Raw genomic sequence first — 24584 nt, 5'->3', positions numbered from 1 at the left:
GGCTGTCAGGCGAGGCCGAGTTCTTTGTCGATGAGGTCAAACATTTCGTCGTCGCTCGAGGCGGCCGCGAGGTCGGCGTCGGTGGCGTCGCCGTCCTGCGCGGGGCCGCTGTCGTCGGCGCCGTCGAGTTTCCACTGCAATGTCTTGAGGCGTTGGATCAGGCGGGTGCGGGCGTCGGCGTCCAGCCGGGCGCCGGACTCGGCCACGACCGCTTCGAGGTCGTCGAGTTCGGCGAACACCGGGGGCGTCCCGGGGGCGTCGGCGCTGCCGGGGGCGATCTGTGCGCGGAGGTGGCGGACCAGGCCGATGGGTGTCGGGTGGTCGAAGATCGCGGTCGTCGGGAGGCGCAGTCCGGTCTCGGCGTTGAGGCGGTTGCGTAGTTCCACGGCGGTCAGGGACGACATGCCGAGGTCCAGGAAGCCTCGTTCGGCCTCGACGGCCTCGGGTGAGCCGTGGCCGAGTACCGCGGCGACGTGCCCGGAGACCAGTTGGAGGAGGAGGGCCTCCTGCTTCGGCACGCTGAGCCCGGCCAACCGTTCGGCGAGCGCCCGCTGTTCGCCGCCCGCCGGTGCGTGGCCGGCGCCGTGTCCCGGTGTGCCGGCCGCGCTCACGGTCCGTCGCGCGGGGGTGCGTACGATCCCGCGCAGTACGGGCGGGAGTTCACCGGCGGCGAGCAGCGCCCGGGGGTCCAGCCGGACCGGTACGAGGAGGGCGTGGTCGGCGCGGGGGGCGGCGTCGAGCAGGGCGAGGCCCTGGTCGGCGGAGAGGGGCAGCATTCCGGAGCGTGCGAAGCGGTCAACGTCCACGCGGCCCAGTGTGGAGGTCAATCCACTAGGTTCTTCCCAGAATCCCCACGCCATCGACACCGCCGCCATGCCCTGTGCGCGGCGGTGGTGGGCGAGGGCGTCGAGGAAGGCGTTGGCCGCGGCGTAGTTGGCCTGGGCCATGCCGCCGGCGACTCCTGCGAAGGAGGAGAAGAGGACGAAGGTGTGGAGGCCGGCGTCCTTGGTGAGCTCGTGCAGGTTCCAGGCGGCGTCGGCCTTGGGGCGCAGCACGCGGTCGGCCTGTTCGGCGGACAGGGTCTCCAGCAGTCCGTCCTCGAGTACCCCGGCGGCGTGTACGACGGCCGTCAGCGGGTGGTGGGCGGGGATGGTGTCGAGCAGGGCGGCGAGTGCGGTCCGGTCGGCGGTGTCGCAGGCGGCGATGTCGACGTGGGCTCCCAGGCTCGTCAGCTCGTCGCGCAGGTGCTGGGCGCCGGGGGCCGCGAGGCCGCGGCGGCCGGTGAGGACGAGGTGGCGTACGCCGTGGTGGGTGACGAGGTGCCGGGCGACGAGGCCGCCGAGTGCTCCGGTGCCGCCGGTGATGAGGACGGTGCCCTCGGGGTCATCGGGGCCGGTGTCCTGCCAGGTGTGGGTGAGGGCTTGGGCCGTGGTGACCGCCCGTCGCAGGCGGGGGATCGTGGCGGTGCCCGAGCGCAGTGCCAGTTGCGGTTCGCCGGCGGCGACGGCGGCGGCCGCCGCCTGGGCGAGCGCCGCGTCGGAGCGCTCGTCGCCGTCGACGTCGACCAGCAGGAACCGGCCGGGGTGTTCGGACTGCGCGGAGCGTACGAGGCCCCATACGCCGGCGTCGGCCAGGCCCTCGACGGCGTCGTCGGGGCCGGTGGCGACGGCTCCCCGGGTGACCAGGACCAGGCGCGATGCCGCGAACCGTTCGTCGGCGAGCCAGGTCTGGGCGAGGCTCAGGACGTGGCGTACGGACTCGTGTGCGGCGTCTGCCGTCGTGGTCCGGTCGGCCGGGGTCGTCCGGGGGGCCAGGTGGAGGATCACGGTGTCGGGTGCCTGGGCGGGTGCGCCGGCGTCGAGGGCCGCGCTCAGGGCGGTCAGGGTGCCGTCGGAGTCGAGGTGGTGCACGGGCACGCCGAGGTGTTCGAGCTGTTCGGCCGTCGCGGTGGCCGTCGGGCCGGTGCCGAGGACCGCCCACGTTCCGGAGGGCTTGTCCGTGCCGGCGCCGGTGAGCGGGGTCCATTCGACGTGGAACAGGGCGTCGTGGCCGGTGGTCCCGGCCGCTGTCCCGGCTGCCGCGGCGAGTCGTTCCGGTGACAGGGGGCGGGTGGTGACGGCGTCGATCGTGACCACGGGGGCGCCGGTGGTGTCGACGGCGGTCAGCGACACCGTGCCGTCCTCGCCCGTCGGTGTCAGGTGGACGCGGAGGGCGGTGGCGCCGGTGGCGAGGACCGAGACGCCCTGCCAGGCGGCGGGCAGCACGGGCGTGCTGTCGCCGGCTCCGCGGTCGGCGGCCCACAGTGCGAGGACCGTCTGGAGCAGGGCGGGGTGGACGCGGAAGCGGGCCGCGTCGTCCTGGTCGGCGGCGTCGAGGGCGACCTCGGCGAACAGGTCCTCCTCGCGCCGCCAGGCCGCTCGCACGGTCGGGAACGGCTCGTATCCCTGTGCGGCGAGCGTCGCGTGGAGCTGGTCGGTGTCGACGGGCCGGGCGTCGCGCGGCGGCCAGGTGTCCAGGGCCGTCGTGTCGGGCGTCGTGGTCGCGGTGGCGGCCAGCGTCCCGGAGGCGTGGCGGGTCCAGGCGATGTCGGTGCCCGGCTCCTCGTGCGAGGGGCGGGCGTGGACGGTGACGGGGCGCAGGCCGGCGTCGTCGGCCGCGCCGACGGCCACCTGGATCCGGACGGTGCCCTCGGCCGGCAGGACCAGTGGCTGGTGTTCGGTGAGTTCGGCCACGACCGGGCAGCCGGCTTCGTCGCCGGCCCGGACGGCCCATTCGACGAGGGCGGTGCCGGGGACGACGGCCGAGTCCAGGACCGTGTGGCCGGCCGGCCACGGGTGGGTGGTCAGGCCGAGGGTGCCGGTGAGGATCACGCCGGCGCCGTCGGCGAGGGCGACGACGGTGTCGGGGCCGGCCGGGTCGACGGGCTCCGTGGGCTCCAGCCAGTACCGCTCGCGCTGGAAGGCGTAGGTCGGCAGTTCCACCGGGCGGCCGCCGGCGAGGAATTCCCGCCAGTCGACGTGCACGCCGTGCACGTGGGCCTCGGCCAGCGAGGCGAGCAGGCGGGCCGGGCCGCCGTCGTCGCGGCGCAGAGAGCCGATGAAGACCGCGTCGGCTTCGGCGTCCGCGATGGTGTCCTCGATGCCCATGCTCAGCACGGGGTGCGGGCTGGACTCGACGAAGACGTCGTGGCCCTGGGCGAGCAGGGCGCGCAGCGATTCCTCGAGCCGCACGGTGTGGCGCAGGTTCTCGTACCAGTAGTGCTCGTCCAGTGCGGTGGTGCGGATCCAGTCGCCGGTGACCGTCGAGAAGAACGGGATGTCGCTCTCGCGTGGTGCGAGTCCGGCGAGGTCCGTGAGGAGGGTGGCGTGGAGGCGTTCGACGTGGGCGGAGTGGGAGGCGTAGTCCACGGGGATCTTCTTGGCGCGGACCTTGTCGTGGCCGCATTCGGCGACGAGTTCGTCGAGTGCGGTGCTGTCGCCGGAGACGACGACGGTGGCGGGGCCGTTGACGGCGGCCACGGACAGTTTGTCGCCCCAGCGTGCGATGCGGGTGAGGACCTGGTCGTGGGGGGCGGCGACGGACACCATGCCGCCCTGGCCGGAGAGTTCCCCGGCGATGGCCTGGCTGCGCACGGCGACGATCTTGGCGGCGTCGGCCAGGGACAGCGCGCCGGCCACGCAGGCCGCGGCGATCTCGCCCTGGGAGTGGCCCAGGACGGCGGCCGGCCGCACGCCGTGGGCGCGCCAGAGTTCGGCGAGCGAGACCATGACCGCCCACAGGGCGGGCTGGGCGACGTCGACGCGGTCGAGGCCGGGTGCGTCGGCGGTGCCGCGCAGGACGTCGCGCAGGGACCAGTCGACGTAGGGGGCCAGGGCGTGTTCGCACGCGGCGATGCTGTCGGCGAAGGCGGGTGAGGTGTCGAGGAGTTCGGTGCCCATGCCGGTCCACTGCGAGCCCTGGCCGGGGAAGACCAGGACGACCTTGCGTTCGCGGCCGCCGGTGAAGCCGCCGCGTACGACGTCGGCGGCGGGGGCGTCCTCGGCCAGGGCGCGCAGGCCGGCGGTGAGTGCGGCGCGGTCGGCGCCGGTGACGACGGCGCGTCGTTCGAGCGTGGAGCGCCGGGTGACCAGGGACAGGGCGATGTCGGCCGGGGCGGTGGAGGGCTCGTCCTCCAGGTGGGCGAGGAGGGCGCGGGCCTGGCCGCGCAGGGCCCGTTCGGTCCGGGCGGACAGCACCCAGGGCAGGGGCCGGGCGGCGTCGTCGGCGCCCGGCGCGGCGGGGGGCGTGTCGTGGGTGTCGGCGGGTGCCTCTTCGAGGATGACGTGGACGTTGGTGCCGCTGATGCCGAACGACGACACGCCGGCCCGGCGGGGCCGTTCGGTCTCCGGCCAGTCGACGGCCTCGTCCAGGAGGCTGACGGCGCCGGCGGACCAGTCGACGTGCGGGCTGGGCTCGTCGATGTGGAGGCTCTTGGGGAGCTGCCTGTGGCGCAGGGCCAGGACCATCTTCAGCACGCCGGTGACGCCGGCGGCGGCCTGGGTGTGTCCGACGTTGGACTTGATGGAGCCCAGCAGCAGGGGCCGGTCCGCCGGCCGGTCCTGGCCGTAGGTGGCCAGCAGGGCCTGGGCCTCGATGGGATCGCCGAGCCGGGTGCCGGTGCCGTGGGCCTCTACGGCGTCGACGTCCAGGGGGGTAAGGCCGGCGTTGGCGAGGGCCTGGCGGATCACACGCTGCTGCGAGGGGCCGTTGGGGGCGCTGAGGCCGTTGGAGGCGCCGTCCTGGTTGACGGCCGAGCCGCGTACGACGGCCAGTACCGGGTGGCCGTTGCGGCGCGCGTCGGAGAGCCGCTCGAGGAGCACCAGCGCCACGCCTTCGGAGAATCCCGTGCCGTCGGCGGCGGCGGCGAACGGTTTGCACCGGCCGTCGCCGGCCAGTCCGCGCTGGCGGGAGAAGTCGGTGAACAGCCGGGGCGAGGACATGACGGTCGCGCCGCCGGCCAGTGCCAGGGAGCATTCGCCCTGGCGCAGCGACTGCATCGCCATGTGCAGGGCGACCAGCGACGAGGAGCAGGCGGTGTCCACGGTCACGGCGGGGCCTTCGAGGCCCAGCGTGTAGGCGACGCGGCCGGATGCGACGCTGAACGCGTTGCCGTTGTTGACGTAGCCGGTGAGTTCCTCCGGCACGTCGGGGACGCGGGTGAGGTAGTCGCTGGAGGCCAGGCCGGCGAAGACGCCGGTGCGGCTGCCGCGTACCGACCTGGGGTCGATGCCGGCGCGTTCGAAGACCTCCCAGGACGCTTCCAGCAGCAGGCGCTGCTGGGGGTCCATGGCCAGTGCCTCGTGGGGGCTGACGCCGAAGAAGTCGGCGTCGAACTCGGCCGCGTCGTGGAGGAAGCCGCCTTCGCGGGTGCGGGAGGCGCCGGGTCCGTCGGGGACGGCGTCGTAGAGCCCGTCGATGTCCCAGCCGCGGTCGGCGGGGAAGGGGGCTATGGCGTCGGTTCCCGAGGCGAGCAGGTCCCACAGGTCCTTCGGGGAGCGGACGCCGCCGGGCAGGCGGCAGGCCATGCCGACGATCGCGACGGGGTCGTCGGCGGCGTCGGGCCGGGTCGTGGCGGCCGGGTCGCGCTCCTCGCCCCGGGCCGTGTCGTCGCCGTCCGACAGCTCGGCGTCGAGGAATTCGGCGAGCGCGGCGGGGGCCGGGTAGTCGAAGGCGAGGGTGGCGGGCAGGCGCAGTCCGGTGGCGGTGCCGAGGCGGTTGCGGAGTTCGACGGAGGTGAGGGAGTTGAAGCCGAGGTCGCGGAAGGCGCGGTCGGCGTGGACGAGTTCGGTGCCGGTGTGTCCGAGGACGGCGGCCACGCAGGTGCTGACGAGGTCGAGCAGCATGCCGTGGCGCTCGGCGCGGGGGCGCCCGGCCAGGCGCCGGCGCAGCCCGTCGGTGCCGGTGGCGTCGGCGGTGCGGGCCGTGCGGCGGGCGGGGCCCCGGTACAGGGCGCGCAGCAGGGGCGGGATGCCGTCCGGTGTGTGCGGGCGCAGGGCGGAGGTGTCCATCGGCACGGGTACGAGCAGGGCCCTGCGGGTCGCGAGCGCGGCGTCGAAGAGCGCGAGGCCGTCCTCGGTGGTCAGGGTCTGCGCGCCGGAGCGGCGTGCGGTGACGAGGTCGGCCTGGTCGACGTGCGCGGTCATCCCGCTGGCCTGGGCCCACAGTCCCCAGGCGAGTGAGGTGGTGGGCAGGCCGTGGGTGCGGCGGTGCTGGGCGAGGCCGTCGAGGAAGGCGTTGGCGGCGGCGTAGTTGCCCTGGCCGGCGGAGCCGAAGACGCCGGCGGCCGAGGAGAACAGCACGAGGCCGGCGAGGTCCAGGTGGGCCGTCAGCTCGTGCAGGTGGCGGGCCGCGTCGGCCTTGGGGCGGGTGACCGTCCGCAGGCGTGCGGGGGTCAGGGAGGCGATGACGCCGTCGTCGAGGACGCCTGCCGCGTGGACCACGGCCGTCAGGGGGTGCGCGGCCGGTACGGAGGCCAGGAGTCCGGCGAGCGCGTCGCGGTCGGCGGCGTCGCAGGCGGCGATGGTGACCCGGTCCGCGCCCAGTGCCGTCAGCTCTTCGCGCAGCGCTTCGGCGCCGGGGCTGTCGGGTCCCCGGCGGCTGGTCAGCAGCAGGTGGCGGATGCCGTGCCGGGACACCAGGTGCCGGGCCAGGAGCCCGCCCAGCTCACCGGTGCCGCCGGTGATCAGCACGGTGCCGTCGGTGTCCCAGGGGCGGGGCACGGTGAGGACGACCTTGCCGACGTGGCGGGCCTCGGACACGAAGCGGAACGCGTCGCGGGCGTGCTGGACGTCCCAGGTGGTGACGGGCAGCGGCTGGAGCACGCCCTGTTCGAAGAGGGTGACCAGTTCGGCGAGCATCTGCTGGATGCGCTCGGGGCCCGCCTCGATCAGGTCGAACGCCCGGTAGGTGACGCCCTGGTGGGTGCGGGCGACCTCGTCGGCGTCGCGGACGTCGGTCTTGCCCATCTCGATGAGGCGGCCGCCCGGCGGCAGCAGCCGCAGGGAGGCGTCGACGTACTCGCGGGCCAGGGAGTTCAGGACGACGTCCACGCCCCGGCCGCCGGTGGCGGCGCGGAAGCGGTCCTCGAAGTCCAGGGTGCGGGAGGAGGCCAGCTTCTCGGCGGGCCAGCCTTCGGCCCGCAGCAGGTCCTGCTTGCGGTCGCCGGCGGTGCCGAAGACGTCCGCGCCCCAGTGGCGGGCCAGCTGGGCCGCGGCCATGCCGACGCCGCCGGCGGCGGCGTGCACGAGGACGGTTTCGCCCTCGGTCAGGCCGGCGAGGTCGCGCAGCGCGTAGTAGGCGGTCAGGAACACCACGGGGACGGCGGCCGCCTGCGCGAAGGACCAGTCGCGCGGTATGCGGGCCAGCACCCGGTGGTCGGCCACGGCCAGCGGGCCGAAGCCGCCGGGCACCATGCCCATGACGCGGTCGCCGACGGCGAGCCCGCTCACGCCCGGTCCGACCTCGACGATGACGCCGGCGGCCTCGGAGCCCAGGAAGCGGGCGCCGCCGGGGTACATGCCCAGGGCGTTGAGGACGTCGCGGAAGTTCAGGCCCGCCGCCCGTACCTCGAGCCGGACCTGGCCGGGCTCCAGGGGTGCGGTGACGTCCGGGCAGGGCACGAGCGCCAGGTTGTCGACGGTGCCCTTCTCCGGGATGTCCAGCCGCCACGGTGTGGCCGGGTCGGGTACGGCCAGCGGGGGGTGGGCGTGGGTGCGGACAAGGCGCGGGGCGTAGGCGGTGCCCTGGCGGAGCGCCAGCTGGGGTTCGTCGGCGTCGATCAGGCCGGGCAGTGCCCGCCAGGAGGCGGCGTCGGTGTCGACGTCGGCCAGCACGATGCGGCCGGGGTGCTCGGACTGCGCGGAGCGGACGATGCCCCAGGCGGCGGCCTGGGCGAGGTCGCGGACATCCTCGCCGGAGTGGGTGGCGACGGCGTCGCGGGTGACGAGGACGAGCCGGGTGCCGGCGAACGCCTCGTCGGCGAGCCAGGTCTGCAGCAGCTCCAGGACGGGGTCCAGCGCGGCCGCCACCTCGGAGCGCGTGCCGTGGGCCGCGGGCAGGGGCACGAGGACGACGCCGGGGGCCGGTGCCGCGGCGAGCGCGGCCAGGCTGCCCCCCGTCCGCGGGCACAGCCCGGTGCCGGCCAGGCCCGCGGGCGCCTCGCCCAGCAGGGCCCAGCCGTCCGTGCCGGCCGGTTCGCCGGCGGGGCGGGGAAGCGGGGTCCACTCCAGATGGAACAGGGCGTCGCGGGCCGCGGAGGACGCCGGGTCGAGGAGTGCGGCCGCCACGGGCCGGACCGCCAGCTTGTCGATCGAGGCCACGGGGCGGCCCGTGCCGTCGGCCATCGCCACGGTGACGGCGTCCTTGCCGGCCGGGGTCAGCCGGACGCGCAGGGCGGTGGCGCCGGCCGCGTGCAGCGCGACGCCGGTCCAGGAGAACGGCATGCCGGGGCGGCCGTCGTCCTTGGCCAGCGGGCCGAGCCCGGCCGCGTGCAGGGCGGCGTCCAGCAGGGCCGGGTGGATGCCGCAGCGTGCCGCGTCCGCCAGGGCCTGCTCGGGCAGGGCCACGTCGGCGAAGACGTCCTCGCCGCGCCGCCAGGCCGCCCGTACGCCCTGGAAGACCGGGCCGTAGCCGTAACCGTCCTCGGCGAGCCGCGCGTAGAACTCCCCGGTCCCGATGGCCTCGGCGCCGGGCGGGGGCCATGCCTCGAAGTCCTGCCCGTGCGGGGCGGGTGCGTCGCCGGTGGCGAGCGTGCCGGTGGCGTGCTCGGTCCACGGTCCGTCGCCCGCACCGGCCGGCCGCGCGTGGACGGTCACCGGCCGGTGACCGGAGCCGTCCGGCTCGCCGACCACGATCTGGACCTGGACGTCACCGCGCTCGGGCAGGACGACGGGGGCGTGCAGGGTCAGCTCCTCGACGCGGCCGCAGCCGAGTTCGTCACCGGCCCGGATCACGGCCTCCACCAGCGCCGCGCCCGGCACCACGACAACACCGCGGACCGCGTGGTCGGCGAGCCAGGGGTGCGTACGGACCGACCAGCGGGCCGTCGCCATGAGCCCGTCCCCGCCGGCGAGCTCCACCGAGGCGCCCAGCAGCGGGTGGCCGGGCGAACCCAGGCCCGCCGAGGCGACGTTGCCGGCGGCGCCGGCGGCGCGCGGCCAGAACCGCCGCCGCTGGAAGGCGTAGGTCGGCAGTTCGACGCGGCGGGCGGCCGTGCCGGCGAACACCGCCTCCCAGTCGACGCCCACGCCGTGGACGCAGGCGTCGGCCAGGGACGTCACGAACCGGTCGAGCCCGCCGTCGTCACGGCGCAGCGTGCCGGTCGTGGCCGCCGCGGCACCGGCGTCCTGCGCGGTCTCCTGCACTCCGGCGATCACCACCGGGTGCGGGCTGACCTCGATGAAGGCGCGGTGGCCGTCGCGCAGCAGCGCCCGGGTGGCCTGTTCGAACTCCACGGTCTGCCGCAGGTTGCGGTACCAGTAGGCGGCGTCGAGCCCGGTGGTGTCGAGGGGTTCGCCGTCGACCGTCGAGTAGAACGGGATGTCGCAGGGGCGGGGCGCGATGGGCGCCAGCACGGTCAGCAGCTCGTCGTGGATGCGCTCCACCTGGGCGGAGTGCGAGGCGTAGTCGACCGGGATGCGCCGGGCGCGGACACCGTCCCTCTCACAGCCGGCGAGGAGTTCGTCGAGGGCGTCCGGCGCGCCGGAGACCACCACGGAGTTCGGGCCGTTGACGGCGGCGAGGGACACCCGCTCGCCCCAGGCGCGCAGGCGCTCGCGCACCGCCTCGACGGGCTGGGCGACCGAGACCATGCCGCCCTGCCCGGACAGTGCGGTCAGTGCCCGGCTGCGCAGGGCGACGACGCGGGCGGCGTCGTCCAGGGAGAGGGCACCGGCCACGCAGGCGGCGGCGATCTCGCCCTGCGAGTGGCCGAGGACGGCCGCGGGCTCGACGCCGTGCGCCCGCCACAGGTGGGCCAGCGAGACCATGACGGCGAACAGGGCGGGCTGGACCACGTCCACGCGGTCCAGGGAGGGGGCGTCCGGTGCGCCGCGCAGGACGTCGGGCAGGGACCAGTCGGTGTAGGGCGCGAGCGCTGTCGCGCACTCGGCCATGCGGGCGGCGAAGACGGGGGACGCGTCGAGGAGGTCCAGCGCCATGCCGGCCCATTGCGAGCCCTGGCCGGGGAAGACGAACACGGCCTTGCGGCCGCCTTCGGCGGTGCCCTCGATGACGCGGGGCGAGAGGAGTCCCGCCGCCAGGTCGTCGAGTCCGGCCAGGAAGTCCTCGCGGTCGGCCGCGAGGACGGCGGCGCGGTGGTCCATGGCGGTGCGGCCGGTGGCCAGCGAGTAGGCGATGTCGGTGGTGTCGAGCGCGGGGGTGGCCCGGAGGTGGGCGGCCAGGCGGCGGGCCTGGTCGCGGACGGCTTCGGGGCTCTTCGCCGAGAGCAGCCACGGAAGCGGGCGCGTGCCAGCTGCCTCGGGGAGTGCGGCCGGGGTGGTGGGGGCGGGCTCGGTGGCCGGGGCCGTCCGGGGGGCTTCTTCGAGGATGACGTGGGCGTTGGTGCCGCTGATGCCGAAGGAGGAGACGCCGGCGCGGCGCGGGCGGTCACCGCCGGGCCAGGCGGCCGGTTCGGCCAGCAGTTCGACCGCGCCCTCGGTCCAGTCGACGTGCGGGGTGGGCTCGTCGATGTGCAGGCTCCTGGGCAGGTGCCCGTGGCGCATGGCCAGCACCATCTTCATGACGCCGGCGACGCCCGCGGCGGCCTGGGTGTGCCCGATGTTGGACTTGACGGAGCCGAGGCGCAGGGGCCGTTCCCGGTTCTGTCCGTAGGTGGCGAGGAGGGCCTGGGCCTCGATGGGGTCGCCGAGCCGGGTGCCGGTGCCGTGGGCCTCCACGGCGTCGACGTCGGCGGCGGACACGCCCGCGTTGGCGAGGGCCTGGCGGATCACCCGCTGCTGCGAGGGGCCGTTGGGGGCGCTGAGGCCGTTGGAGGCGCCGTCCTGGTTGACGGCCGAGCCGCGGATCACGGCGAGGACGGGGTGGCCGTTGCGGCGGGCGTCGGAGAGCCGCTCCACGAGCAGCAGTCCGGCGCCCTCGCTCCATCCGGTGCCGTCGGCGGCGGCCGCGAACGGCTTGCAACGGCCGTCCGGGGCAAGGCCGCGCTGCCGGGAGAACTCGACGAAGGAGTAGGGGGTGGCCATGACCGTCACACCGCCGGCCAGGGCGAGCGAGCACTCCCCCTGGCGCAGCGACTGCACCGCCATGTGCAGGGCGACCAGGGACGACGAGCAGGCCGTGTCGACGGTGACGGCGGGGCCCTCGAAGCCGAAGGTGTAGGCCACGCGGCCCGAGACGACGCTGGCGGCGTTGCCGGTCAGCAGATGGCCGGCGACCTCGTCCCGGTCACCGTCCAGAATGTTCTGGTAGTCCTGCGAGTTGGTGCCGGCGAACACGCCCGTCACGCTGCCGCGCAGGGACTCGGGGTCGATGCCCGCGCCCTCGACGGCTTCCCAGGCGGTTTCGAGCAGGAGCCGCTGCTGCGGGTCCATGGCGAGGGCCTCGCGCGGCGAGATGCCGAAGAACGCGGGGTCGAATCCGGCGGCGTCGGCGAGAAATCCGCCCTCGCGGGCGTAGCTGGTGCCCTGGTGGTCGGGGTCGGGGTGGTAGAGCCCGTCGAGGTCCCAGCCCCGGTCGGCGGGGAACGGGGAGATCCCGTCGCCGTCGCCGGAGATGAGGGACCACAACTCCTGCGGGGAGCTGACGCCGCCGGGGAAGCGGCAGGCCATGCCCACGATGGCCACCGGCTCGTCGGACGCGGCGGACCCCTGCCGGGTGACCGCGCCGGCGGTGTCGGGGCCGCCCAGGGTCAGGGAGCGCAGGTGGGCGGCGACGGCGAGGGCCGTGGGGTGGTCGAAGAGGAGCGTGGCGGGCAGGCGGACGCCGGTGGCGGCCGTGAGCCGGTTGCGCAGCTCGACGGCCGTCAGGGAGTCGAAGCCCAGCTCCCGGAAGGCGCGGCCGGCGTCGACGGTCTCCGGTGAGGGGTGGCCGAGGACCCGCGCGGTCTCCTGGCGGACCAGGTCCACCAGGACGCGGTCCTGTTCGGCCGCCGGCAGCGCGGCGATGCGGTCCCGCAGCGGGGAGGCGGCCCCTGCCCCGCCACCGGCCGGCGTCGTGGGGGCCTGCTGGGTGCGGCGGGCCTCGGGCAGGTCGGCGAGGAGCGGGCTGGGCCGGACGGCGGTCAGCGCGGGGGCGTACGCGCCCCAGTCCACATCGGCCACGGTCACGTTCGCCGTGCCCCGGGCGACGGCCCGGTTCAGAGCGGCGACGGCGAGGTGGGGGTCCATGGGGGTGAGGCCGTCGCGGCGCATGCGGCCGGCGAGCGTGGTGCCGCCGGTCGCCATGCCGCGGTCCGCCCAGGGGCCCCAGGCCACCGAGGTCGCGGGCAGGCCCCGGGCCCGGCGCTGTTCGGCGAGGGCGTCGAGGAAGGCGTTGGCCGCGGCGTAGTTGGCCTGCCCGGCGTTGCCGAGCACGCCCACGATGGACGAGAACAGCACGAACATCTCCAGGTCCATGTCCTGGGTGAGCTCGTGCAGGTTGAGCGCCGCCGTGGTCTTGGGGCGCAGTACGGCCTCGTAGCGCTCGGGGGTCAGGGACGCGAGGACGCCGTCGTCGAGCACGCCCGCGGCGTGCACGACACCGGTCAGGGGCGTGTCCGGGGGGATGGCGGCCAGCAGGCCGGCCAGCGCGTCGCGGTCGGCGGCGTCACAGGCGGCCACGGTGACCCGGGTGCCCAAGGCGGCGAGTTCGGCCTCCAGCTCGAGTACGCCCGGGGCGGCCGCGCCCCGGCGGCCGGTCAGCAGCAGATGCTCCGCCCCGGCGCCGGCCAGCCAGCGCGCCACGTGCGCGCCCAGCGCGCCCGTGCCGCCGGTGACCAGGACCGTGCCGCGTACGACGGGGGCCTCCCCGGCGTCCGTGCCGGCCGTCGCGCGGACCAGGCGGCGGGCGAAGACGCCCGCGGGCCGGATGGCGACCTGGTCCTCGCTGTCACCGCCGGCGGCGAGCACACCGAGGAGGGCGGTGACGCTCCGGTCGTCCATGGCCTCGGGGAGGTCGACGAGCCCGCCCCAGCGCTGCGGCAGCTCCAGGGCGACGACGCGCCCAAGTCCCCATACATGGGCCTGTAGGGGGTGGGTCACCGTGTCCGGCCGGTCGGCCGCCACCGCTCCCCGGGTCGCGCTCCACAGCGGTGCCTCGGCGGAGAGGTCCTCCAGGGTCCGTACGAGCTCGGTGGTGGCGGCCAGCCCGCGCGGCACCGACGGGTGGTCGGGGTGGGGGCGTTCGTCGAACGCCAGGAGTGACAGGACGCCGGTGAGGGGGCCTTCGGCCAGCCGTGCCGCGACGGCGGCGCGGTCGTCGTCCTCCGAGCCCGGGCCGGACAGTGCCAGGCGTTCGGCCTGTACGCCCCGGGCGGCGAGAGCGTCGGCGAGGCCAGTGGCCCACGGATCGTCGTGGCCGTCCGGCACCACGATCAGCCAACGGCCCGACGCCGTACGGTCGGTGAGCCCGGTGACCGGCGTCCAGCGGGCGCGGTAGCTCCAGCCGTCCACGGTGGTGAGGGTTCTGCGCCGACGGCGCCATGCGGAGAGGGTGGGGAGCAGGGTGCCGAGGGAGGTCTCGGCGTCGTCGCCGTCGAGTGCCAGGACGGTCGACAGTTCCGTCACGTCACCGCGTTCGACGGCCGACCAGAAGCCGGATTCGACGGGGTCGGCCGCGGTGGCGGCGGGTGTGGCGTCCGGGCCGGTCAGCCAGTACTGCTGACGCTGGAAGGGGTAGGTCGGCAGCTCCACGCGCCGGGCGGCGGTCGTGGCGAAGAACGCCTGCCAGTCCATGCGGGCGCCGTGCGCGGAGGCGGCGGCCACGGCCTCGGTGAGCGCCCGCACTTCGCAGCGGTCGCGGCGCAGGACGGAGAGCAGCAGGGGCGCGGCGGTGGCGGCGGGGGTGGCCTCGGGGGTGGGGTTCGCGGAGGTGGTGGTCAGGGATGCCTCGACCATCGGGGTGAGCACACCGCTGGGGCCGATCTCCACGAACGTGGCGACGCCCTCGGCCTCGAGCGTGCGGACACCGGCGCAGAACCGGACGGCTTCGCGGACCTGGCGCACCCAGTACTCCGGTGAGCGCAGTTCCTCGGCCGTGGCGAGCTCGCCGGACACCGTGGAGAGCACGGGGATGCGCGGGGCGTCGTACCGCAGGCCCTCGGCGACGCGCCGGAAGTCCTGCAGCATGGCGTCCATGCGGGGCGAGTGGAAGGCGTGGCTGACGCGCAGCCGCTTTACCTGACGCCCCTGCTCCTGCCAGTGGGCGGCGATGGCGCGGACGGCCTCCTCGTCGCCCGAGACGACCACGGCCTCCGGCCCGTTGACGGCCGCGAGGTCCGCTCCGGCGTATGCGGCCAGCGAGGCGCGGATCTCGTCCTCGGTGGCCTGGATGGCCATCATCGCCCCGCCCGGGGGCAGGGCCTCCATCAGGCTGCCGCGCGCCGCGACGAGCGCGGCGGCGTCCTCCAGGGAGAGGACGCCGGCCACGTGTGCGGCGGAGAGCTCGCCGATGGAGTGGCCGCCGACGAAGTGCGGTGTCATGCCCCACGATTCGAGCAGCCGGAACAGGGCGACCTCGACGGCGAACAGTGCGGCCTGCGTGTACTGCGTCCGGTCCAGCAGCGCGGCGTCGGCCGAGCCCTCGGCGGCGAAGACGATCTCGCGGACCGGGCGCTCCAGGTGCCGGTCCAGCTGGTCGCACACCGCGTCGAACGCCGCGGCGAAGGCGGGGTGACGCTCGTGGAGTTCGCGACCCATGCCGGGGCGCTGCGAGCCCTGGCCGGCGAACAGGAACGCCATCGGCGCCTTGCCGGCCACCCCGGTGACGACACCGGCCGCGGCGCGGCCCTCGGCCAGCGCGTCCAGGCCGCGCAGGAACTCCTCCCGCTCCCCGGCCACGACGACCGCGCGGTGCTCCATCAGCGCCCTGGTCTCCGTGAGGGAGCGGGCGACGTCTTCAGGGGCCAGGTCCTCGTGGGCGCGGACGTGCCTGCCGAGCCGGGCCGCCTGTGCCCGCAGGGCCTGCGCCGAGCGCGCGGAGAGGACCCAGGGCAGGGCGCTGGGCGGGGCACTGGGCGGGGCGCTGGGCGGGGCTTCTTGGTCCTGGGGGGTCTGCTGGGGGTTTTGCTGCGGGGTCTGCTGCGGGGTCTCCCCTGGGGTCTGCTGCGTGGCCTCCTGCGGTGCCTCTTCCAGGATGACGTGCGCGTTGGTGCCGCTGACGCCGAACGCGGAAACGGCGGCACGGCGCGGCCGGTCCGTCTCCGGCCAGGCTTCGGTGTCGGTCAGCAGCTTCGCGCTGCCTGCGGACCAGTCGACGTGCGGGGTGGGCTCGTCGATGTGCAGGGTCCTGGGCACGACGCCGTGCCGCATGGCCAGCACCATCTTCATGACGCCGGCGACGCCCGCGGCGGCCTGGGTGTGCCCGATGTTGGACTTGAGCGAACCGAGCAGCAGCGGCCGTTCCCCGGGCCGATTCTGCCCGTACGTCGCCAGGAGCGCCTGTGCCTCGATGGGGTCGCCGAGGGTCGTGCCGGTGCCGTGGGCCTCCACGACGTCGATGTCGGCCGCTGCCACACCGGAGTTGGCCAGGGCCTGGCGGATGACGCGCTGCTGGGAGGGGCCGTTGGGGGCGGTCAGGCCGTTGGACGCGCCGTCCTGGTTGACGGCCGAGCCGCGCACCACGGCGAGCACCGGGTGGCCGTGGCGACGGGCGTCGGAGAGCCGCTCGACCAGGAGCAGTCCGACGCCCTCGCTCCATCCCGTGCCGTCGGCGGCCGCCGCGAACGGCTTGCAGCGGCCGTCCGCCGCCAGGCCGCGCTGCCGGGAGAACTCCACGAACATCTGCGGGGTCGACATCACCGTCGCCCCGCCCACCAGGGCCAGCGAGCACTCGTCCTGGCGCAGCGACTGCACCGCCATGTGCAGGGCGACCAGCGACGACGAGCACGCCGTGTCGACCGTGACCGCGGGGCCCTCCAGGCCGAGGACGTAGGAGATCCGGCCCGAGGCGACGCTGATGGTGTTGCCCGTCAGCAGGTGCCCGGCGACCTCGTTCCGCTTCTTGCCCGGGCCCTCGTCGTAGTAGCCGTGGCCGGTGCCGACGAAGACGCCGGTGCGGGTGCCCGCGAGGGACTCGGGGTCGATGCCGGCTCGTTCGACGACCTCCCACGCGGTCTCCAGCAGCAGCCGCTGCTGGGGGTCCATGGCCAGGGCCTCGCGCGGGGAGATTCCGAAGAAGGCGGGGTCGAACTCGCCCGCCTCGTGGAGGAATCCGCCCTCGCGGGAGTAGGAGGTGCCGTGGTGGTCGGGGTCGGGGTCGTACAGGCCGTCCAGGTCCCAGCCGCGGTTGCCGGGGAAGGCCGAGATGGCGTCGACGCCGTCGTGGACCAGTTCCCAGAGCTCTTCCGGGGTCCGGACGCCGCCGGGGTAGCGGCAGCCCATGGCCACGATCGCGATGGGTTCCCGGCGCTTGTCCTCCACCTCTCCCAGCTGCTGACGGGTGTCGTGAAGGTCCGCGATGGCCCGCTTCAGATACTCGCGGAGCTTCTCCTCGTTCGACGTCACGCTGTCAACCCCTCGGTGGTGTGCCGGGAAATGCCCGTTGGAGGCCTTGCCGTTCGGCCGTCGTCGAGGGGGGCGAAGAGACTGCCGACACCCACGTCCGACCATTTCCTGCTCATCTTCGTCAACGTGGACTGCGGGTTTCCCTAGATGCGCAGCCGAAATGGGCGCACCGCACACCCGGAGGGTGCGCGGTGCGCCCGTCGATGCGGCCGGATATCAGCCGATGTCTGCCGCGAGGGCGGCGAACGCGTCCGAGGTGAGCCAGCTCTCGATGATCTCGGCGGTCTTCGCGGAGTCCTCCCGCATCATCGACAGGTGGTCCGCCGCCACCAGCCGCACGGCGGCCGAGGCGACCAGCGGCTCCTGCTGCGCCGACCGCGTCGACTGCCCGCCGTCCGTCTCCGGAGCGGTCTCCAGCCCCTGGAGGGACCGGTCGCACTTGATCTCCAGGACGGGAGCCGTGGTGTGCTGGACGTCCAGGGCGTTCAGCAGGACCATCCACCGGCCCATCGCGGACAGCCGCGAGTTGGTCAGGCGTACGGGCGATTCCTCCCTGCCGTTGAAGTTGAGCCGCATCATGCCCATGTAGTCGACGCCCTCGTCGCTGTTGTGCTGGAAGCTCAGCGTGTCCAGCAGTACGACGGCCGTGGGCTTGATGCCCCACGTGTGCTCCAGCACCCCGGCCGCCGCGTAGGCGAACGAACCGCCGGAGGAGTGGCCGGCCAGGACGAAGGGCTCACCGTCGCTGGCGCGGAGCGCGCTCTCGGCGATGACCCGCGCGGCGACCTCGGGCGTCGCCGGCAGCCGCTCGCCCGTGGCGAAGCCGACCAGCGGCAGCGCGGCCACGTCCCGCCGGCCCCGGAAGTGCGCGGCGAGGCGGGAGTACTGGTGGACACCCGCGTTGGCGGTGGGCGCGCTGACACAGATCAGCCTGGGGCTGCCGGTGCCTTCGGCCAGCGTGGCCGACAGGGGCAGGTCCTCCAGCTCCGCCGTCGCCTCGAAGGTGGGGCGCAGCGCGGCGACCGTGGCGAGCATCCGCTGGGCCTCCCTGAGCTTGCCGTTCTCCATGGCGTCGAGGAACAGCCGCTCCAGCGAGTCGATTTCCGGTTCGCCGGACGACATCCTCATGGCGCCGCCGGACGAGGAGCTGCCGGTCGACTGCGAGGACAGCTCGCTGCGCAGCCAGGCGGCCAGGTCGGCGGGCGTCTTGCTGTCGAACACCAGGGTCGCCGGCAGGCTCAGCCCGGTGACGTTCATCAGCCGGTTGCGCAGCTCGACGGACGTCAGGGAGTCGAAGCCCAGCTCGTAGAAGTCCCGGTGCGCTTCGACGGTGTCGGGCGACGCGTGGCCCAGGACGGCGGCGGCCTCGGCGCGGACGACGTCCACGACGTGGCGGACGCGCTCGCTCTCGCCCATCGCCAGCAGCTGCTGGATGAACGTGTCCGGCGTGCCCGCCCCGGCGGCGGCGTTCACCGCAGCCCGGCGGGTCCTGCCCAGCAGACCACGGAACAGCGGAGCCACCTCGCCCTGCGGCCGCATGGCCCCCTTGGGCAGTCCGAGCGGCACCACGACGGGCTCGGCGCAACGGACGGCGGCGGTGAACAGGGCCAGGCCCTCCTCGACCGACAGCGGCGGCAGGCCGCCCGTCTGCATGCGCTGGGCGTCGGTGTCCGTGGGGGTGCTGGTGTCGGTGTCGGTCTGGGCGCCGGTGTCCGGGTGGGTGCTGGTGCCCGTGTGGGCATCGGTGTCCGTGTGGGCGTCGGTGTCCGTGTCGTGCCGTACGTCCGTCTCCGGGGCGGTGTCGGTGTCCAGGGCCCAGGGGCCCCAGGCGAGCGACGTGCCCGCGAGGCCCCGGGCGGTGCGGTGGTGGGCGAGGGCGTCCAGGAACGCGCTCGCCGCGGAGTGACCGCTCTGGTACGGGCTGCCCATCACCCCGGCGAGGGACGAGAAGGTGATGAACGCCGCCGGGCCGAGGTCGCGGGTGAGCTCGTGCAGGTGCCACGCCGCGTCGGCCTTCGCCCGCAGGACTGCGGCCACCCGGTCCGGGGTCAGGGAGGTGACGGCTCCGTCGTCGTGCACACCGGCGGTGTGGACGAGCGCGGTCAGCGGGTGCTCCGCCGGTATGCCGGCCAGCAGTGCGGCGACCGCGTCCCGGTCCGCCGCGTCGCATGCCGCGATCGTCACCTGGGCGCCCAGGTCACGGAGTTCCTTCTCCAGCTCGTCCGCCCCGGGGGCATCCGGTCCCCGGCGGCTGGTGAGCAGCAGGTGCCGGGTGCCCGACGCGGCCAGCCGCCGGGCGAGACGGCCGCCCAGCGCGCCCGTGCCGCCGGTGATCAGTACGGTGCCGTCGGCGTCCCACTCGGGGGCCGGCGTGCTCGCGTCGGTGGTGACGCGGGCCAGACGTCCCACGCGCACGACGCCGTCCCGGACCACGAACTGGGCATCGCCGGTGCCCAGCAGCGCGGGTAGGGCCGGCAGCAGCGCCTCGGCGTCCCGCTCGTCCCCGAGGTCGGCCAGGGCGAAACGGTCCGGGTGCTCGGCCTGAGCCGCGCGTACCAGGCCCCACACCGCGCCCGCGGCCAGGTCCTCGACGCCCTCGCCGGAATCGGCGGCGACCGCCCGGCGGGTCATGAAGACCAGGCGCGAGGCGGCGAACCGCTCCTCCCCCAGCCACTCCTGGACCAGCCCCAGGACACGGGCCGTCAGCTCGTGCACGGCACCGGGGACGTCCTCCCCGGCATCACCCCAGAGCGGGACGAGCACCAGGCCCTCGTCGCCGGCCACGTCCTTGAGGGAAGCCGTCGGCCTGCCCACCCCGAACTCGTCGGCGCCGCCCAGCGTCACGTGCCGGACGTCTCCGGCCGCCTGCACCTGCGGGGCCGGAGTCCAGTCCAGCCGGAACAGCGGATCCCGTCCGCTGCCGGCATCCGGCAGTCCGGCTGCCGAAGCGGCCTGAAGGGCCAGTGACTCCACGGAGAGCACAGGGGCGCCCACGGCGTCGGCCGCCGCGACGGACAGCGCGTTCTCACTCCCGGCGAGCTTCGCCAGACGGACGCGCAGGCGGGCGGCACCGGTGGCGTGCAGGGAGACTCCGCTCCAGGAGGAGGGCAGCAGGACGACGTCCTCGTCCTCCCCCGCTCCGGCGAGCCCGGCAGCGTGGATCACCGAGGACAGCAGCGCAGGGTGCAGGCCGAAGTGCCCGGCGTCCCCGTCCCCGTCTCCGTCCCCCGATGTGCTGCCCGGCAGCTCGACCTCGGCGAAGGTCTCGTCACCGCGCGTCCAGACCGCACGCAGACCCTGGAAGGCCGGCCCGTAGTCGGTCGCGTCGTAGAAGCCGTCCAGGTCGACGGCGGCGGCGCCCATCGGCGGCCAGACCGACGCGTCGAACTCCGCGAGCCGCTCGCCCACCGTCAGCACACCGGTGGCGTGCCGCGTCCACGGCTGGTCCGGGGCGTGTTCGGGGCGCGAGTAGACGGCCACCCGGCGGGCGCCCGACGCGTCGGGCGCCTCCAGCCAGACCTGAACGGCCATGGCCTCGTCCTCGGTCAGGACGAGCGGCTCGGTCAGGTCGAGCTGTTCGACCCGGTCGCATCCCGCCTGGTCACCGGCGCGGACGGCCAGCTCCAGGAAGCCGCTCCCGGGGAAGAGGACGGTGCCGCCCACCATGTGGTCGAGCAGCCAGGGGTGAGCCTGCGCCGAGAGCCGGCTCGTGAACATCATCCCGTCCGAGTCCGCCAGCGGCACGGCCGCGCCCAGCAGCGGATGCCCGGCCGGGATGAGACCCGCGCCGGTGACGTCACCCGTGCGGGTGGCCGGCGTGGGCCAGTACCGCTGGTGCTGGAAGGCGTACGTCGGCAGGTCGACGCGCCGGGCGCCGGTTCCGGTGAAGAAGGCGGTCCAGTCGAGGTCGACGCCTGCGACGTGCAGCCGGGCGAGGGCGGTGAGCAAGGCGGTCTCTTCGGGGCGGTCCTTGCGCAGGGCGGGGACGACGACGAGGTCGTCGTTGTCGCCGTCCAGGCTCTGCTGAGCCATCGCGGCGAGAACACCGTCAGGGCCGAGCTCGAGGAAGGCGGTAGCTCCGGCCTTGGCGAGCGTCTGCACGCCGTCGGCGAAACGGACGGCCTCGCGGACGTGCCGCACCCAGTACTCGGGCGAGCAGACCAGCTCCGCGGTCGCCTGCTCCCCAGTCACGTTCGAGATGAGGGGAATCTTCGGTGCGGAGTAGGACAGGGCCGATGCGACCTGGCGGAACTCCTCCAGCATCGGGTCCATCAACGGCGAGTGGAACGCATGACTGACCGACAAGCGCTGGGTCTTGCAGCCCTCGGACGCAAACTTCTCCGCGATGCGGAGTACTCCGGCTTCGTCACCGGCGATCACGACCGCGTTCGGACCGTTGACCGCCGCGATCGACACACCCTCGACCAGACGGCCGGCCACCTCGGCTTCAGCGGCCTGGATCGCGACCATCGCGCCACCTGATGGCAGCGCCTGCATCAACCGAGCCCGCGCCGCCACCAGCGCACACGCGTCGTCCAGGGACAGCACCCCGGCAACATGCGCAGCGCTGATCTCACCGATGGAGTGACCGGCGACGAAGTCCGGGCGCACACCCCACGACTCCACCAACCGGAACAGCGCCACCTCGACCGCAAAGAGTGCCGGCTGCGTAAAACCAGTCTCGCTCAGCGCATCGGCATCATCACCGAACAACACCTCCCGCAGCGAACCGTCCATCCGCTCCAGCACCGCATCCAACGCCCCAGCGAACACCGGGAACCGGCCGTACAACTCACGACCCATCCCCACCCGCTGCGAACCCTGACCCGAAAAGAGGACAGCAAGCGCCCGATCACCGATCGCCGCACCACGCGCCACCTCAGCCACCGCACCACCACCGGCCAGCAACACCGCACGGTGCTCGAAAGCCGACCGGCCCACCGCCAGCGAGAAACCCACGTCCACCGGGGACAGCCCGGTCAGCGACGAGACCTGCTCGAGCTGTTGGGTCAGGGCTGCCGCCGACTTCGCCGACACGGGCCACGGAGTCACGGCGGAGTCGTGGCCGGCCCGGGCGCGCTGCTGTCCGGCCGGCTCGTCGGCCGGCGGGGCCTGCTCGATGATGGCGTGCGCGTTGGTGCCGCTGATGCCGAACGACGACACGCCCGCACGCCACGGCCGGTCGACCTCGGGCCACGGCTTCTGGTCGGTCAGCAGCTCGACCGCGCCCATGGACCAGTCCACGTGGGACGAGGGCCGGTCGAGGTGCAGCGTCTTCGGCAGTACGCCGTGCCGCATCGCCATGACCGTCTTGATGACGCCGGCGACGCCGGCCGCCGCCTGCGTGTGACCGATGTTCGACTTGACCGAACCCAGCAGCAGCGGCCGCTCTTCCGGCCGGTCCTGCCCGTAGGTGGCCAGGAGCGCCTGTGCCTCGATGGGGTCACCGAGCGGCGTGCCGGTGCCGTGCCCCTCGACCGCGTCGACGTCGGCGGTCGACAGGCCAGCGCTGGCGAGCGCCTGGCGGATCACCCGCTGCTGGGAGGGGCCGTTGGGGGCGGTGAGCCCGTTGGACGCGCCGTCCTGGTTGATCGCCGAGCCGCGCACCACGGCGAGGACCGGGTGCCCGTTGCGGCGGGCGTCGGACAGCCGCTCCAGTACGAGCATGCCCACGCCCTCGGACCACGCCGTGCCGTCGGCGGTGTCCGAGTAGGTCTTGCACCGGCCGTCGGGGGCGAGGACGCCCTGCACGGTGAAGCCCGTGAAGTTGGCGGGGGTGGTCATCGTCGTGACGCCGCCGGCCAGGGCGAGCGAGCACTCGCCGTTGCGCAGGGACTGGGCGGCCCAGTGGAGGGCGACGAGGGACGACGAGCACGCGGTGTCGACGGTGACGGCCGGGCCTTCGAGGCCGAAGGTGTACGAGACGCGTCCGGAGACGACGCTCGCGGCGAGACCGGTGCCGGCGTGGCCGCCGACGTCCTCCTTCGCGTTCATCACCAGCGCGCCATAGTCCAGGCCGCTCGTGCCGACGAAGACACCGGTCCGGCTGCCGTGCAGGCCCTCCGGGTCGATACCCGCGCGCTCGAACGCCTCCCAGGACGTTTCCAGCAGCAGTCGCTGCTGCGGGTCCATGGCGAGTGCCTCGCGCGGTGAGATGCCGAAGAATCCGGCGTCGAAGTCGGCTACGTCGTGCAGGAACCCGCCCTCGAGGCTCGCGCTGCGGCCCCGGCCGTCCGGGCCGCCGGTGCGCAGGGTGTCCAGGTCCCAGCCGCGGTCGGTGGGGAAGCCGGAGATGCCTTCGCGGCCCTCGTGGACGAGCTGCCACAGGTCTTCCGGAGAGCGCACACCGCCGGGCAGGCGGCAGGCCATGCCGACGATGACGACCGGGTCCTCGGCCACCGCAGCCGTGGCCGCGGCCGGGAGGTTCGCCTCCCCGTGCTCGTCCAGCAGCTCTCTGACGATGTGCTGCGCGAGCGCGACGGGGGTGGGGTAGTCGAAGACGAGGGTCGCCGGCAGACGGAGGCCGGTGGCCGTGGTGAGGCGGTTGCGGAGCTCGACGGCGGTGAGCGAGTCGAAGCCCAGGTTGTGGAAGTCCTGCGTCGCCTCGATCGCCTTGGCCGAGGCATGGCCCAGAACGGCGGCCGCCTCGGTCCGTACGAGCTCCACCGCGAACCGGGCACGCTCTTCCTCGCCCAGGCCCAGCAGCTGGCGGGTGAGTGCCGCGGCCGTACCGGCTCCGCCGGCCGCGGTCGCGGCCGTTCGCCGGGTGCCCTTGACCAGACCGCGCAGGAGCGGGGGTACGTGCCCCTGCGCCCGGGTGGCCCCGGGGCCCGAGGTCTGGCCGATGAGGACGAGGTACGGCTCGTCGGAGGCCGTGGCGGCGTCGAACATCGCCAGGCCCTGCTCGACCGTCAGCGGGGGCATGCCGGAGGCCGCGATGCGCTGCATCTCGGCTTCCGACAGCGTGCCCGTCATGCCGCTCGTCTGGGCCCAGGCGCCCCAGGCCAGGGACTGCGCGGGCAGGCCCCGGGCGGCGCGGTGCCGGGCGAGTGCGTCGAGGAAGACGTTGCCGGCGGCGTAGTTGCCCTGACCGGCGCTGCCCATCACGCCGGAAATGGAGGAGTAGGTGATGAACGCGGCCAGGTCGAGGTCCTGGGTGGCCCGGTGCAGGTTCCACGCCGCGTCGACCTTAGGTCGTAGGACGGCCGACAGGCGGTCGGGCGTCAGGGAGGTCACGACGCCGTCGTCGAGCACGCCCGCCGTGTGGATCACGGCGGTCAGCGGGTGCTCTTCGGGGATCGTGGCCAGCAGGTCGGCCAGGGCCCCGGCATCAGCGACATCGCAGGGGGCGACCGTCACGTCGGCACCGTGAGCGAGCAGCTCGGCCTGCAGTTCCAGCGCGCCCGGCGCCTCGGCGCCGCGTCGGCTCACCAACAGCAGGTTCTTCACGCCGCGTTCGGCCACCAGGTGCCGCGCGAGCTCGCCGCCCAGGCCACCGGTGCCGCCGGTGATGAGGACCGTGCCGTCGGGGGCCCACTGTCGCGGCATCGTCAGAACGATCTTGCCGATGTGACGGGCCTGGCTCATGAAGCGGAACGCCTCCGGCGCCCGCCGCACGTCCCACGAGGTGACCGGCAGCAGCCGAAGAGCGCCCTGCGCGAAGAGTTCGAGCAGTTCGTGGAGCATTTCCTGGGTCCGGTCCGGACCCGCTTCCGCCAGATCGAACGCCCGGTAACGCACCCCGGACGCCATCGCTTCGGGGTCGCGGATGTCGGTCTTGCCCATCTCCAGGAAACGACCACCCGGCGCCATCAACCGCAGCGACGCGTCCACGAACTCACCGGCCAGCGCGTTCAGCACCACATCCACACCACGGCCACCCGTGAC

At 74.5% G+C, this 24584-nt stretch carries 2 protein-coding genes; both read right to left on the bottom strand.

Annotated elements, in window-relative coordinates:
• Nucleotides 1–5 precede the first annotated feature (5 nt).
• Nucleotides 6–16697: a type I polyketide synthase gene (locus ABZ956_RS29940; RefSeq protein WP_361900457.1), complete on the bottom strand. Its 16692-nt coding sequence runs from the start codon at nt 16695–16697 to the stop codon at nt 6–8.
• 216 nt (nt 16698–16913) lie between these two features.
• The coding region (locus ABZ956_RS29935) for an SDR family NAD(P)-dependent oxidoreductase (protein ID WP_361900454.1) at nt 16914–24584 on the bottom strand (7671 nt) is incomplete at its 5' end.

The organism is Streptomyces sp. NPDC046261, from assembly GCF_040646235.1.
Lineage (GTDB): Bacteria > Actinomycetota > Actinomycetes > Streptomycetales > Streptomycetaceae > Streptomyces.
This window is presented reverse-complemented; position numbering and strand designations above follow the sequence as displayed.